17 protein-coding genes are annotated in these 13,793 nt (G+C 71.3%); 7 read left to right on the forward strand and 10 right to left on the reverse strand.

Annotated elements, in window-relative coordinates:
* The first annotated feature begins 50 nt into the window (after window positions 1–50).
* From DEI98_RS16745 to DEI98_RS16755, 3 genes are all read left to right on the forward strand, one after another.
* Window positions 51–1,457 carry an APC family permease gene (locus DEI98_RS16745; protein WP_071405068.1) on the forward strand — a complete coding sequence of 469 codons (1,407 nt, stop codon included), beginning with the start codon at window positions 51–53 and terminating at the stop codon, window positions 1,455–1,457.
* The gene (locus tag DEI98_RS16750) at window positions 1,454–2,383 is read left to right on the forward strand and encodes an acetamidase/formamidase family protein (protein ID WP_110865231.1); all 930 of its coding nucleotides are present in this window, start codon (window positions 1,454–1,456) and stop codon (window positions 2,381–2,383) included. Before DEI98_RS16745 ends, DEI98_RS16750 begins: the two co-directional genes overlap by 4 nt.
* Before the next feature lie 151 nt (window positions 2,384–2,534).
* Window positions 2,535–3,302 carry an SGNH/GDSL hydrolase family protein gene (locus tag DEI98_RS16755; protein WP_084740901.1) on the forward strand — a complete coding sequence of 256 codons (768 nt, stop codon included), beginning with the start codon at window positions 2,535–2,537 and terminating at the stop codon, window positions 3,300–3,302.
* Between the two features lie 6 nt (window positions 3,303–3,308).
* Here the strand turns inward: DEI98_RS16755 and DEI98_RS16760 are convergent, their stop codons facing one another.
* The 3 genes from DEI98_RS16760 to DEI98_RS16770 all read right to left on the reverse strand — a co-directional run bounded on the left by DEI98_RS16760 (window position 3,309) and on the right by DEI98_RS16770 (window position 5,714).
* Complete coding sequence (locus DEI98_RS16760; protein ID WP_110862263.1) at window positions 3,309–3,800, reverse strand: GNAT family N-acetyltransferase; 492 nt, start codon at window positions 3,798–3,800, stop codon at window positions 3,309–3,311.
* Between the two features lie 4 nt (window positions 3,801–3,804).
* Complete coding sequence (locus DEI98_RS16765; protein ID WP_205123983.1) at window positions 3,805–5,208, reverse strand: LLM class flavin-dependent oxidoreductase; 1,404 nt, start codon at window positions 5,206–5,208, stop codon at window positions 3,805–3,807.
* Window positions 5,209–5,345: 137 nt separating this feature from the next.
* Window positions 5,346–5,714: a VOC family protein gene (locus DEI98_RS16770; protein WP_111101385.1), complete on the reverse strand. Its 369-nt coding sequence runs from the start codon at window positions 5,712–5,714 to the stop codon at window positions 5,346–5,348.
* A gap of 62 nt (window positions 5,715–5,776) precedes the next feature.
* On the opposite strand from DEI98_RS16770, the gene DEI98_RS16775 reads away from it, so the two are divergent.
* On the forward strand, window positions 5,777–6,229 hold the full coding sequence (locus DEI98_RS16775; RefSeq protein ID WP_111101386.1) for a MarR family winged helix-turn-helix transcriptional regulator: 453 nt from the start codon (window positions 5,777–5,779) through the stop codon (window positions 6,227–6,229).
* Here DEI98_RS16775 and DEI98_RS16780 read toward each other — a convergent pair.
* On the reverse strand, window positions 6,217–6,786 hold the full coding sequence (locus tag DEI98_RS16780; RefSeq protein WP_111101387.1) for a uridine kinase: 570 nt from the start codon (window positions 6,784–6,786) through the stop codon (window positions 6,217–6,219). The two genes, DEI98_RS16775 and DEI98_RS16780, sit on opposite strands and share 13 nt — an antisense overlap.
* A 53-nt stretch (window positions 6,787–6,839) precedes the next feature.
* Here DEI98_RS16780 and DEI98_RS16785 point away from each other — a divergent pair, with 53 nt between their 5' ends.
* Complete coding sequence (locus DEI98_RS16785; RefSeq protein WP_111101388.1) at window positions 6,840–7,295, forward strand: GNAT family N-acetyltransferase; 456 nt, start codon at window positions 6,840–6,842, stop codon at window positions 7,293–7,295.
* Here the strand turns inward: DEI98_RS16785 and DEI98_RS16790 are convergent.
* Entirely contained in the window at window positions 7,249–7,824 is a 576-nt protein-coding gene (locus DEI98_RS16790; RefSeq protein ID WP_111032081.1) for a TetR family transcriptional regulator, read from the reverse strand. The genes DEI98_RS16785 and DEI98_RS16790 overlap by 47 nt on opposite strands.
* A gap of 96 nt (window positions 7,825–7,920) precedes the next feature.
* Between DEI98_RS16790 and DEI98_RS16795 the strand changes: the two genes are divergently transcribed.
* Window positions 7,921–8,982, forward strand: a complete 1,062-nt coding sequence (locus tag DEI98_RS16795) for a zinc-binding alcohol dehydrogenase family protein (RefSeq protein ID WP_258370917.1) — start codon at window positions 7,921–7,923, stop codon at window positions 8,980–8,982.
* A 10-nt stretch (window positions 8,983–8,992) separates the two neighbouring features.
* Window positions 8,993–9,802: a hypothetical protein gene (locus tag DEI98_RS16800; protein WP_146243550.1), complete on the forward strand. Its 810-nt coding sequence runs from the start codon at window positions 8,993–8,995 to the stop codon at window positions 9,800–9,802.
* A gap of 3 nt (window positions 9,803–9,805) precedes the next feature.
* Here DEI98_RS16800 and DEI98_RS16805 read toward each other — a convergent pair whose 3' ends face one another.
* The 5 genes from DEI98_RS16805 to DEI98_RS16825 form a co-directional block, all read right to left on the reverse strand.
* The gene (locus DEI98_RS16805; protein WP_111101390.1) at window positions 9,806–10,282 is read right to left on the reverse strand and encodes a GNAT family N-acetyltransferase; all 477 of its coding nucleotides are present in this window, start codon (window positions 10,280–10,282) and stop codon (window positions 9,806–9,808) included.
* Between the two features lie 27 nt (window positions 10,283–10,309).
* Window positions 10,310–10,759: a Fe-S cluster assembly sulfur transfer protein SufU gene (sufU, locus tag DEI98_RS16810; protein ID WP_071405057.1), complete on the reverse strand. Its 450-nt coding sequence runs from the start codon at window positions 10,757–10,759 to the stop codon at window positions 10,310–10,312.
* Window positions 10,756–12,048 carry an aminotransferase class V-fold PLP-dependent enzyme gene (locus DEI98_RS16815; protein WP_111101391.1) on the reverse strand — a complete coding sequence of 431 codons (1,293 nt, stop codon included), beginning with the start codon at window positions 12,046–12,048 and terminating at the stop codon, window positions 10,756–10,758. Before DEI98_RS16815 ends, sufU begins: the two co-directional genes overlap by 4 nt.
* Window positions 12,049–12,183: 135 nt before the next feature.
* Window positions 12,184–12,396, reverse strand: a complete 213-nt coding sequence (locus DEI98_RS16820; RefSeq protein ID WP_071247674.1) for an Rv0909 family putative TA system antitoxin — start codon at window positions 12,394–12,396, stop codon at window positions 12,184–12,186.
* Window positions 12,397–12,491: 95 nt separating this feature from the next.
* Complete coding sequence (locus tag DEI98_RS16825; RefSeq protein WP_027466237.1) at window positions 12,492–13,775, reverse strand: chloride channel protein; 1,284 nt, start codon at window positions 13,773–13,775, stop codon at window positions 12,492–12,494.
* Between the last annotated feature and the right edge of the window lie 18 nt (window positions 13,776–13,793).

Raw genomic sequence — 13,793 nt, forward strand, 5'->3', positions numbered from 1 at the left:
GATGTGTATAAGAGACAGCACCCGTCCCTCCACCCGAAACGGAACCCGACATGTCGCAGCAGCACAGCGAGCTCTCCGCACAGCAGCAGCTCGAGGCCTACGGCTACAAGCAGGAGCTCAAGCGCTCCGTCAGCACCACCGACCTGCTCATCTACGGGCTGGTCTTCATGGTCCCGATCGCCCCGTGGGCGATCTTCGGGACCGTCTACAACGCCTCCAGCGGCATGGTGCCGCTGGTGTACCTCGTCGGCCTCGTCGCGATGATCTTCACCGCCCTGGCCTACGCGCAGATGGCGAAGTCGATCCCCCTCGCCGGCAGCGTGTTCTCGTACGTCGGCCGCGGCATCCACCCCACCGCCGGGTTCTTCGCCGGCTGGGCGATCCTGCTCGACTACCTGCTCGTCCCGACGCTGCTCTACGTGTTCGCCGCGGAGAGCATGGTCGGCATCTTCCCGGGCACGCCCCGCTGGCTGTGGGCGCTCGTGTTCGTCGCGATCAACACGGTCATCAACCTGGCCGGGGTGTCCTCGCTCAAGCTCGCGAACCGCATCTTCCTGCTCATCGAGCTCGTCTTCGTCGCGATCTTCGTCGTCATCGCCATCGTCGCGCTGACCGGTGGCACGATCCCCGACGCGTCCTTCGGCACCGAGCAGATCTGGGACCCTGCCAAGGTGTCGGCGCCGCTCATCGCCTCGGCGCTGTCGATCGCGGTGCTGAGCTTCCTGGGCTTCGACGGCATCTCGACGCTGTCCGAGGAGTCCACCGGCCGTCGTGGCGGAGCCGGCACGGCGATGATCCTGGCGCTCGTCATCGTGGCGTTCCTGTTCATCCTGCAGACCTGGCTCGCATCCGCCCTGGCCGCGGGGCGGGACTCGTTCTCGGACAGCGAGGCCGGCAACGCCTTCTTCACCATCGTCGAGCAGGCTTCGTCGAGCGGCTGGGCCACCGCGTTCTTCGCCGTCAACGTACTCGCCGTCGGCATCGCGAACGCCATGGCCGCACAGGCCGCGACGAGCCGTCTGCTCTTCTCGATGAGCCGCGACCGTCAGCTGCCCGCGTTCCTGCACAAGCTCAACGGGCGCCAGGTGCCGCAGAACGCGATCATCGTCGTCTCGGTGCTCTCCGCGATCCTGGTGCTGTTCTTCGTCGGGCAGATCGACACGATCTCGTCGCTCGTGAACTTCGGCGCGCTCTTCGGCTTCATGCTCCTGCACGTGTCCGTCTTCGTGCACCACGTGGTCAAGGGGAAGTCGCGCAACTGGCTGCTGCACCTGGTCGTGCCGCTGGTCGGGTTCCTGATCATCGGGTACGTCCTGCTCAACGCCGCGGTCGAGGCGAAGGTCGGCGGCATCATCTGGCTGATCGTCGGCGCGGCCGTGTTCCTGTACTACCGACGCACCGGCCGTTCCACCGAGGTCGGCTCCGAAGCAGAACCGACGACCGAGGACGCACGATGACGCCGGACCACTTCCTGCCGAACACCCTCGGCCGCCCCGGGTTCTCGGCCGACCGGGAGCCCGTGCTGCGGGTCCGCCCCGGCACCGGCGAGACCATCGGCTTCGAGACCACCGACGCCGTCTACGCCGAACTCGACCAGCACCACGACATGGCGCAGCTGCAGGCACCGATCAACCCGGTGACCGGGCCGGTGTTCGTCGAGGGGGCGGAACCCGGCGACACCCTCGTGGTGACCATCCACGCCATCGAGCTGACCACGCACGGGTGGTCGGTGTCCCTGCCCGGCTCCGGGGCCCTGCAGCACGTGATGGGCGACCGGGTCTTCGCCCGCCGCTGCCCGATCTCGGACGACATGGTGCAGGTGTCCGACCGGCACCGGTTCCCCGTCCGGCCGATGATCGGGTGCATCGGCACGGCGCCGGCCGAGGGTGAGAACTCGACGATCATGCCGGCCTACCCGGAGGGCGGCAACATGGACGTCACCGAGGCCCGCCCCGGCTCGACGGTGTCCCTGCCCGTCCGGGTCCCCGGTGCGCTGCTGTCGATCGGCGACATCCACGCGCTCATGGCCGAGGGCGAGTCGTCGTTCGTCGCCATCGAGGCCCAGGGCACCGCGATCGTCTCCGTCGACCTGGTCAAGGGCGGTCCGGTGCTCCGCGCGCCCCGCATCGAGACCGCCGACGACTGGCTGTTCGTCGGCCTCGGCGACCCCGTGCAGGAGAGCGTCCGGCGCGGGTACGAGGATGCCTTCGCGTTCCTGGTCGACGAGCACGGCTGGACCGCCGAGGACGCCTACGCGGTGCTCAGTGCGGTCGGTGACTCGAAGCTCGGCGGGCCGACCGGCTCCACCGCCCCGGACCCCTTGCACCCCTTCGCCGCCGTCGGTGCGGTCACCCTGCACCGGGTGCCGAAGGCGGTGCTGTGAGGGTTCGCTGAGGGTGACGAGCCCTTCGTGAGCAGAAATGGTCGGGTGCCGAACGGTGACCCGACCATTTCTGCTCACGAAGCCCACCAAACTCACGAAGCTCGCGCCGCCCACCGGGAACCTGCACAGGCATGTGCACGATGATGGGCGCATGCACGACACCATCCGCTACGTCGCGATCGGCGACAGCTTCTCGGAGGGCATCGGCGACGCCGGACCCGCTCCGTTCCCCGGCTGGACCGGACGACTCGCGAGCGCGATGGCGGGAGCCTCGGACGCCCACGTCTCGTACGCGAACCTCGCGGTGCGCGGCCGACTGCTCGCCGGGGTCCTCGACGGTCAACTCGAGGCCGCCCTCGCGCTCGACCCGGCGCCGACCCTGATCACCTTCTGCGCCGGCGGCAACGACCTGCTGCGCCCGCGCTTCGAGGTGGACGCGCTGATCGGGCAGGTCGAGGCCGCCGCCGACCGTGTCGAGGCCACCGGGGCGCGCCTGGCACTCCTCAGCCCAGCCGACCCGAGCGCCCGCCTGCCCCTCGGTTCCCTGATCAACCGCCGCGGTGATGCCTGGGCCGAGGCGCTCGGCACGCTCGCCCGACGCCGTGGCCTGCCGTTCGTCGACGTCTCCCGCGACCCGCACCTGCGTCGTGCGGAGTTCTGGTCGGACGACCGGCTGCACATGAACGCCACCGGGCACCAGCGCGTCGCGGACCTGGCGCTGCACGCGGTCCTGGACGGCCCCGCGCCGGTCGAGCCCGCGGACCCCGGTGCCGCTCGGACCCGTCTGGGCGAGGAACTCCGTTACTACCGCGAGTACGTCCTGCCGTGGGTCCAGCGCCGGATCACCCGCACGTCGTCGGGCGACGGGCGCTCGGCGACCTACCCGACGTGGACGCCGGTGCGCGGTCAGGACGCGTAGCCAGCGTCAGCCCGCGACGTACACGCGGGTGGTGACCCCGCTCAGCGCGTGCGCGAACTCGTCGCCCGTCGCCACGAAGCCGCCCGCCTCGTACAGCCGCACCGCCCGGTCGTTGTCGCCGAGCACGTGCAGCACCACGCGGGGGTGCCCTGCGGCCCGGGCGTCGTGCACCGCCTCGGACAGCAGCGACCGTCCGACCCCGCGGGCCTGCACCCCGGGGCGCACCGCGAGCAACGACAGGTAGGCGGCGTCCGCCGGGTCCGTCGACCGACCGGTGCCCGGTGCCGTCACGAGCACGAAGCCGTCGACCGCACCGTCCGGGCCGGGAGCCACCAGCCAGGCGACGTGCTCCGCCGCGAACTTCTGCCGCGCGCGCTCCCGCACCGCCGGGTCCTCGGCGGCACCGTCACGGGCGGCCACGGCCGCGGCCCACAGGTCGATGCACGTGTCGGTCTCGTCCGGGGTCGCGGGACGCACGACCACGGACGACTCGATCACCCGATCAGCCTACGACCGCCCGGCTCCCGATCCTGAACGACGCCCCACGGTGCTCGTCGGGCAGCCGGTCCCCACGGCCGTGCAGCTTCTGGCGGAGCGACCCCGGCTCGTACTCCTCCGGGTAGGCCCCACGGGCGCGGAGCTCCGGGATCACGAACTCGATGACGTCCTCCCACGTGCCCGGGGTCACCGCGTAGGCCAGGTTGAAGCCGTCGACGTCGGTCAGCTCCTGGATCTCCTGCAGCCGGTCGGCGATCGTCGCTCCCCCGCCGACCGCCACCGGGCCGAGCCCGCCGATCGCCGTCTGCCGCGCCAGGTCACGGATCGTCCACTTCGACCCGTCCTCCCCCGTCGCTGCCGCGATGTTCGCCGCCGCCGACTGGATCGCGTTCGACTCGACGTCGCCGAGGGGCTGGTCCGGGTCCCACTGCGACAGGTCGACGCCCATCCAGCCGGAGTTGAGCACCAGCGCACCGAGCTCCGACGCGTACGACAGGTAGTCCTCGTACTTCGCCTGGGCAAGCTCGTCGGTGGCGTCCGTGATCACGGTGAGCAGCGTGTAGACGCGGGCGGCGTACCGGTCGCGACCAGCTGCCTCCAGGGCGTCCCGGACCTTCGCGACGGTCGACGCGAGCTGCTCGACGGTCGGTGCGCCCACGAAGACCGCTTCCGCGTTCTCCGCGGCGAAGCGGATGCCGCGCGGTGACGCGCCCGCCTGGTAGATGACGGGCGTGCGCTGCACGGACGGTTCGGACAGGTGGATGCCCGGCACGTCGAAGTGCGTGCCGTGGTGCTCGATCGGGTGCACCTTCGCCGGGTCCGTGAAGACCCCGGCTTCGCGGTCGGCGACGACGGCGTCGTCCTCCCACGAGCCCTCCCAGAGCTTGTAGAGGACCTCGAGGTACTCGTCCGCCACGTCGTACCGGTCGTCGTGCGACAGCTGGTCGGTCTGGCCCATGTTCCGGGCGGCGCTCGGCAGGTACCCGGTGACGACGTTCCAGCCGACCCGCCCCTTGGTCAGGTGGTCGAGCGTCGACATGCGTCGGGCGAACGGGTACGGGTGCTCGTACGCCGTGCCGGCCGTGATGCCGAAGCCCAGGTGCTCGGTCACCGACGCCATCGCCGACACGAGCAGGATCGGGTCGTTCACCGGCACCTGCGACCCGGTGCGGAGCGCGGCCTCGTTCGAGCCGCCGTACACGTCGTAGGTGCCCAGGACGTCGGCGATGAAGATGCCGTCGAACGCCCCGCCCTCGAGCGTCTTCGCCAGGTCCGTCCAGTAGGTCAGGTCGCGGTAGTCCCGCGACCGGTCGCGGGGGTGCCGCCACAGTCCGGAGGACTGGTGCGCGACGCAGTTCATGTCGAACGCGTTGAAGCGGATCTGCCGGTGCTCGCTGCTGGTGGTCACGGGTCGAGACGCTACGTCGGACACCTGCGACCGTCACGGATCGTGACGAAGCGTGACGGTCGGCTCCGGCACCGGCCTGGAGGCCCGCCCCGCGTCCGCCACGACGCCCGCGCCGGGCGCGTGGCCGGCTCCAGGGCTCAGGCGCGGTCGTGGAGCGTGACGTGGTAGCCGTCCGGGTCGGCGAACGTGAACGTCCTACCGAACGGACCGTCGATCGGCGCCGAGACGATCCGGTGTCCGTCGGCGACCAGCGCGTCGTGGATCGCCTGCACGTCCGTCGCGTGCAGCCAGATCGCGGCGCCGATACCGGGCTGCGTCACCGCGTCGAGGTCCGTGCCGGGCACCAGGTCGCGCAGGGCGAAGGCGATCGGCGTGGTCTCGAACACGACGGCGTGCGGCGGGCCGGCCTGCGAGCGGACGAGGCCGAGGTACCGCTCGTAGAACGCCTGCGAGGCATCGAGGTCGCGGGTCTGCAGGGAGATGAAGTCGGGGCCGGTGACGGGCATGTGGTGCTCCTTGGGTACGTGTCAGTCTTCTGACACAGAACAAGCTATGTCAGACTACTGACATGCGTCAAGACGACACCGGCATCCACCTCGAGACGTCGATTGGCTACCTGCTCAAGGAGACCGCGAGCGCCCTCCGGGCGTCGATGGAAGCCGTGCTGCGCCCGCTCGACATGACGGTGACGCACTACTCCTGCCTCGAGCTGCTCGCGCAGCGCCCCGGCCTGTCGAACTCCGAACTCGCGCGCGGCACGTTCGTGACCCGGCAGTCGATGAACGTGTTGCTGCAGACCCTGGAGCGCGACGGCTTCGTCACCCGTGCCACCGAACCGTCGGTCGGCAAGGCACTCCCCACGCAGCTGACCGACAGCGGGCGGCGGAGTCTGGCGCAGGCGAGTGCGGCGATCCGTGGGGTCGAGCAGCGGATGCTCGCCGATCTGACCACAGACCAGCAGACCGAGGCCCGTCAGATCCTGCGGAGCATGGTGACGTCGCTACGGCGTCAGGGCGCGTAGCGCATCGAGGCGGCGTCCTTCGGTGCATACCGTTCCTCGAAGTCACGCTCGTTGGGGACCCACACGTCCCGCCAGAGCGCATCGTGCCTGCGCCCGAGCGCGCGGTCACGAGCCGTGCCCCGATACACCGCCGTGTCGAGGTCGACGTCACACCAGATGCTGACGTCGAGGTGCGGGAGCGCGTCGGGGTGGAAGAGTCCGATCAGGTCGACGACCAGGACGTCCGTCCGCGGCAGCGGCTCGGCCGGGCCGAGGGCTCGCACCGACCAGTCGAACCGCTGGAACGTGCTCGCACGACCGGCTCGGTGCGGTTCGAGCACCGACGACACCAGACGGGGACGATCGACGCCGTCCCAGTCGGCCGACCGCTGATGGGACCGAACGGGGTCGAGGAAGTCGTCGCCGCGGATGCGGACCGCGCCGGGGAGCCCCTCGACGAGGGTGCGCGTCAGCGTCGACTTGCCGGATCCGCAGTAGCCGGAGACACCGACGACGATCGGTGCACGGGCCGAGGCGCGGCGGGACGCGACAAGGTCGATGACGCCGTCGCGGTCCATCGGGCAAGCGTACGAGGTCGATGACGGTGCACCGGAGTTCGTAGGCTGAGCGGATGGACGTCGCACTGCGGGACAGCACCACCGAGGACCTCGAGTGGCTCGTCGAGCTCCGGGCCGTGGTGCTGCGCGACGACCTGACACGCCTCGGGGTGTTCGACGAGACGCGCGTCCGACATCGCCTCCGCGACGCGTTCCAGCCGGAGCTGACCCGCATCGTCGTGGTCGACGACCGCGACGTCGGGTCGATCACCGTGCGGGTCGAGGACGACGTCCGCTGGGTCGAGCACTTCTACCTCGCGCCCGACGTCCAGGGGCGTGGAGTCGGTTCGACCGTGCTGCGCGCCGTCCTCGACGAGCCCCACGAGGGTCCCACGCGGCTCAACGTGCTGGTGGGCAGCCCGGCTCGCCGACTCTACGAACGACACGGCTTCGTGCTCGACACCGACGACGGCGTCGACGTGTTCATGACGCTGCGGGCCGCCGATCGAGCACCCCACGGAGTGCGCTGAGCTGCTCGTCGACCACGTCGGCCATCCGGCGCTCGGCCGGTCCGGTGAGCCAGGCCTCGAGGGCCAGGTGGAACAGCATCACGGTCGTCTCGGCGATCACCGCCGCCTCGGACGGATCGAGCCCGCGGTGGACGAAGGCCTCGCGCACCGCGTCCGTCAGGTCGGCGCGCTTCCGGGCGTCGCGCTCCCGGAGCGACGACTCGGACAGCACCAGCCGCCGCACCGAGCCGACCTCGCCGTGCCGCCCCTCGAACCGCTCGTCGGCGACGGTGCGGAGGCCGTGCACGACGATGTCGAGCGGGTCGATCCCGGCCGGTGCACCCTCGATGGCGGCCCGGGCGAGGTCGGGGATCTCGTCACCGGCGAAGATCACCTCGCGCTTGTCGGCGAAGTACCGGAAGAAGGTGCGGGTCGTCAGGCCGGCCCGTGCGGTGATCTGCGGCACGGTCGTCGCCTGGTAGCCCTGCTCGGCGAAGAGCTCGAACGCCGCACGCTCGAGTCGCCCTCGGGCATCCGGAGACCAACGCATGTGTCAACAGTAGTGGTGATGACACGTCGTGTCATGGTTGACTGGGCGATGACACGTCGTGTCATGACTCACTTCGAGCAAGAGATTCGGGACACCATGTCGCCATCCGGCAACGCAGCACTCTGGACCACGTCGACCGGGCGGTTCGCCGTCGGGCCCGCACCGGTCCCCCAGCCCGGCCCCGGCGAACTCGTCGTCCGCGCCGAGGCGGTCGCCGTCAACCCGGTCGACGCCGTCGGCGGGCTCTTCCGGCACCTGGTGTTCCCGAAGCTGCGGTTCCCCGCGGTCCTCGGGTCGGACGTCGCCGGCACGGTCGTCGCGATCGGCCCGGACGTCGAGCGCTTCCGCGTGGGCGACCGGGTCGTCGGGCACGCCGCGGGGCAGGAACAGCACCGGAACAGTGCTGCCGAAGGGGCGTTCCAGCACCTGGTCCTGCTGCTCGACCGTGTGACGACCCCGGTTCCGGATACCCTGCCCGCCGAGCAGGCGGCGGTCCTGCCACTCGCCGTCTCGACCGCCGCGGCCGGGCTCTTCGAGCCGGATCAGCTCGCGCTGTCGCTCCCGACGGCCGACACGTCCGAGCGCCCCGGGGTCGTTCTGGTGTGGGGCGCGTCCACGAGCGTCGGCGCCAACGCCGTCCGGCTCGCCCGGGCCGCCGGCTACGCCGTGATCGGCACCGCATCGCCGAAGAACCACGGGTTCGTGCAGGACCTCGGGGCCGAGGCCGTGTTCGACTACCGCGACGACGGTGCCGAACGCCGCATCCTCGAGGCACTCGCCGACCGGGAGCTCGCCGGCACCCTCGCCTTCGGCCAGGGCTCGCTGACCCGCACGCTCCCGATCGTCCGGGCAGCCACCGGCTCCGGTCGACTCGCGTCGGCGTACCCGACACCGGTGACGACGATCCGGGCGCGGCTCGAGCGCCGACACGGGGTCCACGTCACCGCGATCTGGGGCGGCCGCCCGAACGGAGTCCGAGGTCGGCCCCGCGATCTACCGCGATTTCCTGCCCGAGGCGCTCCGCACCGGGCGGTACCGTGCCACCCCGACCGCGTCCGTCGTCGGATCGGGACTCGCCGCGATCCCGGATGCCCTCGCCGAGCTCCGCGCCGGTGTCTCCGCCCGGAAGCTCGTCGTCACGCTTCCCTGAGCAGGTAGCGTCAGCGACGTGACCGATGCCCACGAGCAAGACGAGACGTTCGAGATCATGATGTCGGGCGGTGGCACACCACGGGGACACCTGCAGGACCCGAGCGCCGTCACGCTGCACCTGGACCCGCGGCTCCTCGGCGACACCGCCAGGGGCAAGGAGATGTTCGCCCGGGCCATCGAGCAGCAGCACACCGCACTCTCCGACTACGCCACCGCCATCGCGGCCGCCGACGGTGACGTGACCGCTCCGGCGGTGCAGGACGCCGCGACCGCACTGCACCAGGCGCTCCAGTTCCTGCCGATCGCCCACACCGTGTACACGGGCGTCGGCTTCCCCACCGCCCGCGTCGGGGACGGCCCCCGCCCGCCCGCGCTGCGACCGGAACGCGGCGAGCGCGGCCTCGGCGTCCACCCGGACATGCTCACCGCGATCCACGGGGACACCTCGCAGCGCTGGGAGCTCGCGTGCGAAGAGGACCTCCCCCTCTCCGTCGAGATCACACTGGCGACCGATCCGGACGAGAACGTGCGGTCCGCCTTCCTCATGGGGACGAGGTCACGAACCGTCGTCCTGCTCATGGAACAGCGAGAGACCGACCCGGAGATGCTCGAACAGCTCGCCCAGCAGAGCTACGCGAGCCCCGAACGGAAGTTCCCCGTGCCGCTCGCCGACCTCGTTCCCCGAGAGCTGGACGGCCTCTACGAGCTCCTCGGTCTCGACGACGACACCGTCGCGCTCGCGAAGTCCCGCTGGGCACGGGCGCAGGAACGCGGCGAGCGCATCACCGTCGGCGACGCGCTCCGCGAGATCGGCGCCATCGCCTGATCGTTACCCCGCAGTGAGCGACTTCGCGTACCAGCGGTCGGAGTACGGATCGTCGTTGAACGGCGCCACCCGGACGAAGCCGAGCCGCTCGTAGAGCGCACAGGCCTCGGCGAGCTCAGCACGGGTGTCCAGCCGCAGCGACGTGATCCCGCGTCCCCTGCAGACGTCCTCGACGTGGCGCAGGAGCGCCGAACCGACGCCTCGGCCGCGGTGCTCCGGCAGCGTGAACACCTTCGTCAGCTCGCCGACGGCACCGACGAAGCGCACGCCGGCGCAGGCGACAGCGGCTTCCCCGTCACTCGCGATGACGAACACCCCGGAGTCCCCCTGCAGGTCGTCGTACGGCTCCTCGTCGAGCACCAGGTCGACCTCGGCCGTCGTCGCCGCCCGCCCGTACCACCGCGACGCGACCTCCGTCAGGTAGGCCCGCACGATCGCGTCGGCCCGGCCCGCGCCGGGTCGCTCCGTCTCGATGATCATCGCGCCCCTTGCGTGGCCGCAGCCGGCTCAGCGGGAAGCGGTCGCCTCGCGCGCGGCTGCTTCCGCCGCGACCCAGGCGAGCATGCCGCACTTGACGCGCATGACGAACTTGGAGACGCCGTGGAAGGCGACGAGGTCCTCGAGGACGTCCTCGTCGGGCTCACCGACACCGCGCGAGCGCATCATGGTGCGGAACTCCTCGGTCAGTGCGAGGAACTCGGGCACCGTGCGGCCGACGGCCATGTCGGTGAGGACCGATGCCGAGGCCATCGAGATCGAGCAGCCGTCACCCTGCCAGGCGAGCCCGGCGATGCGGTCGGTGCCGGGTTCGAGCCGCAGGCTGACCGTGATCTCGTCGCCGCACGTGGGGTTCCGCTCGAAGTGCGAGGCATCCGCGTCGGGCATCGCACCGTCGCCGTGCCGCGCCTTCGCGTGGTCGAGGATGACCTGCTGGTACAGGCTGTCAAGGGCGTTCACGCGGTGGCTCCGAAGTAGTCGCGGACCTCGGCGACGGCTGCGAGGAACCGGTCGACGTCGTGCTCGGTCGTGTACACGTACGTGCTCGCCCGGCTCGTCGCGACGAGGCCGAGGCGGCGGTGCAGGGGCTGGGCGCAGTGGTGGCCGGAACGCACGGCGATGCCCTGCGCGTCGAGGTACTGCGAGACGTCGTGGGCGTGCACGCCGTCGACGTCGAACGCGACCAGGCCGGAGCGCGGGACACCGGCGGGCGGACCGACCAGGCGGACGCCGGGCACGGCGGCGAGACCGTCGAGCATCCGGCGGGCGAGGTGCTCCTCGTGGGCGCGGACGCGTTCCATGCCGATGCCCTGCAGGTAGCGGACGGCCTCGGCGAGGGCGACCGCCTGGGACACGGGCTGCGTGCCGGCCTCGAACCGCTCGGGCGCCGGCATGAACTCGGAGCCCTCCATCGTCACGGTGGTGATCATCGAGCCACCGGTGCGGAACGGCGGCAGGGCGTCGAGCAGCTCGGCACGGCCCCAGAGCACGCCGATGCCGTTCGGGCCGAGCATCTTGTGCCCGGAGAACGCGGCGAAGTCGACCCCGAGCTGCTGCACGTCGAGGGGCCGGTGCGGTGCGGACTGGCAGGCGTCGAGCACCACGAGGGCGCCGCGGGCGTGGGCGAGGCCGACGACCTGCTCGACGGGGGCGATCATCCCGGTGACGTTCGAGACGTGCGAGAACGCGACGACCTTCGTGCGGTCGGTGATCAGCGCCGCGGCGTCATCGGCGGTCCAGGTGCCGTCGTCGGCGACCGGGATCCAGCGCAGGGTCGCTCCGGTCAGTGCGGCGAGCTCCTGCCACGGCACGAGGTTGGCGTGGTGTTCGGCCTCGGTCACGAGGATCTCGTCACCGGCGCCCAGGCGGAAGCGCTCCGCGTCGACACCGCCGCGGCCGCGGCTGGCGTTGGCCATGCCGTAGGCGACGAGGTTGAGGGCGTCGGTGGCGTTCGCGGTCCACACGACCTCGGTCGGGGCGGCGGCACCGATGAAGCCGGCGACGGTGGCACGGGCGTCCTCGTAGGCGTCGGTGCTGAGCGCCGCGAGCGTGTGGGCCCCGCGGTGGACGGCGGCGTTGTCGTGTTCGAGGAACCGGCGCTCGGCGTCGAGGACCTGGCGCGGGCGTTCAGCCGTCGCCCCGGAGTCCAGGTACGCCAACGGCTGCCCGTTCACGTCCTGCGCGAGGATCGGGAAGTCCCGCTTGATCGCCTCGACCTCGGTCTCGGTGAGCGGCTGGTTCGGCGCCACGACTGTCACGTCTCGTCCTCCTGGTGCTGCTGTCCGGAGCAACCCGTCCATGGTGTCCGTTGTTCCCGACCACGTCCAGTCGGCACGGCGACGGCCCAGGACCACGCCGGGTCCTGGGCAGTCGCACGTCGTCCGCTACTCGTTGCCGATCTTCTTGTCCGCTGCGTCGCGGGCACCGTCGATCTTGTCGTCGTACTTGCCGCCCGTGGCCTTCTTGACCGCGTCGGCCACACCGCCGAGCACCTTGTCGCTGACGCCCTCGGCCTTCTCGCTCTGCAGGGCGTCCTGGACCTTGCCGTCCTTCAGGAACTCCTGGGCCTTCTTCGTGATGTCGTCGAAACCCGCCATCGGCTGCTCCTCGTCTCGGTGCGGAGCCCGTCGCTCCGTCCTGGCGCCGACAGTAGGCCGCCGGGTAGCCGTCCGTACCGGAAGGTTCGGGGTCTTCACACCATCTGGGCGCTGCGACGGCGCGCGAGCACGTACCCGACGGCGACGGCACCGGACACCGCGAGCAACGAGGGCACGAGGATGTCGGTGCCCTGCTGGGTGAACTCGACGACGAGCACCAGGGCGGTGAACGGCGCCCGCATGGTGGTGGCGAGGAAGGCCGCCGCACCGACGAAGGCGAAGGCCGCCAGACTCGGACCGTCGGCCGGCCACAGCAGCAGCCACGCACCGCCCAGGCCACCGCCGATCGCCGAACCGATCGCGATCGACGGGGTCAGCGTGCCACCGACCGCACCGGCCCCGATGGTGGCCGAGGTGGTCACGGTCCGCAGGACACCGAGCAGCAGCAGGAGCACGATCGGTGAGAGGCCGGCGAACGAGGCGTCGTCGAGCGTGGTGTTCATCGCGACGAGGCCGAGCGCCCGACCGTTGCCGAGGATCTCCGGGAACGGGATCGCGATGAGCCCGACCATCGCGAAGACCACCGGCAGCACGACGAGCAGGTGCCAGCCCTTCGGCGCGATGCCCTGCAGCCGGTTGGTCAGCTTGACGAACCCGACCCCGGCGAGCCCCAGTACGGGTCCCACGACGACCGCCCAGACGAGCAGCGACGGCGACAGGTGCATCGCGGGCACGTGGTACAGCACCTCGTCCGGGATCACGAGCCGGGCGGTGATGGCGGCGACGGCACTCGTGGCGAAGGCGGGCAGGGCGGTCGCGAAGCTGATCTCCCCGAGCAGGACCTCGACCGCGAACAGCGCGCCGCCGAGGGGCACGTCGTACACGGCGGCGAGGCCGGCCGCGGCACCGCAGGCGACGAGGATCTTCGTCTCGCGTGCGGTCAGCCCCGCACGACGGGTGACGAGTTGGGCGAGCCAGGCCCCGACCTCACGCGGCGCCACCTCTTTGCCGATGGACGCGCCGAGCCCCACGGCCAGGATCTGGATGCCGGCGTTCGCGAGCGTCGCCAGGGCCGGCATCCGCTTGCCGTCGACGGCCGCGGTGACCGAGACGATCGAGCGCCCCCACCGACGGAGCGCCCACCAGGCGAACCCGGTCAGGACGCCGGCCGCGGTGAGCGCGAGGAACCGGTTCAGCCCGGACGGTGCGTCGGCGGCCTCGAGGTGCCCGCCGAACCCGTACCCGAAGGCGACGAACTGGATGAGCTGGAGCGCGAGCCAGACCGCGATGCCGGCGATGCCGCCGGAGACGCCCACCAGGGCGGTGACGACGGCGAGCTTGAGGGCCCAGACCGGGGTCGCGTGTCCGGAGTGCGGCATGACCGGAAGCCTAACGGG

It is taken from the genome of Curtobacterium sp. MCLR17_034 (assembly GCF_003234485.1).
In the GTDB taxonomy this organism is placed as follows: Bacteria; Actinomycetota; Actinomycetes; order Actinomycetales; family Microbacteriaceae; genus Curtobacterium; species Curtobacterium flaccumfaciens.

Excerpts from the sequence above, each read along its gene's own strand:
- DEI98_RS16755 (WP_084740901.1), top strand. The coding sequence starts at position 2,535 with ATGCACGACACCATCCGCTACGTCGCGATCGGCGACAGCTTCTCGGAG.
- DEI98_RS16745 (WP_071405068.1), top strand. The coding sequence starts at position 51 with ATGTCGCAGCAGCACAGCGAGCTCTCCGCACAGCAGCAGCTCGAGGCC.
- DEI98_RS16770 (WP_111101385.1), bottom strand. The coding sequence starts at position 5,714 with ATGCCCGTCACCGGCCCCGACTTCATCTCCCTGCAGACCCGCGACCTC.
- DEI98_RS16790 (WP_111032081.1), bottom strand. The coding sequence starts at position 7,824 with ATGCGTTGGTCTCCGGATGCCCGAGGGCGACTCGAGCGTGCGGCGTTC.
- DEI98_RS16780 (WP_111101387.1), bottom strand. The coding sequence starts at position 6,786 with ATGGACCGCGACGGCGTCATCGACCTTGTCGCGTCCCGCCGCGCCTCG.
- DEI98_RS16775 (WP_111101386.1), top strand. The coding sequence starts at position 5,777 with ATGCGTCAAGACGACACCGGCATCCACCTCGAGACGTCGATTGGCTAC.
- DEI98_RS16795 (WP_258370917.1), top strand. The coding sequence starts at position 7,921 with ATGTCGCCATCCGGCAACGCAGCACTCTGGACCACGTCGACCGGGCGG.
- DEI98_RS16750 (WP_110865231.1), top strand. The coding sequence starts at position 1,454 with ATGACGCCGGACCACTTCCTGCCGAACACCCTCGGCCGCCCCGGGTTC.
- DEI98_RS16785 (WP_111101388.1), top strand. The coding sequence starts at position 6,840 with ATGGACGTCGCACTGCGGGACAGCACCACCGAGGACCTCGAGTGGCTC.
- DEI98_RS16825 (WP_027466237.1), bottom strand. The coding sequence starts at position 13,775 with ATGCCGCACTCCGGACACGCGACCCCGGTCTGGGCCCTCAAGCTCGCC.
- DEI98_RS16820 (WP_071247674.1), bottom strand. The coding sequence starts at position 12,396 with ATGGCGGGTTTCGACGACATCACGAAGAAGGCCCAGGAGTTCCTGAAG.
- DEI98_RS16805 (WP_111101390.1), bottom strand. The coding sequence starts at position 10,282 with ATGATCATCGAGACGGAGCGACCCGGCGCGGGCCGGGCCGACGCGATC.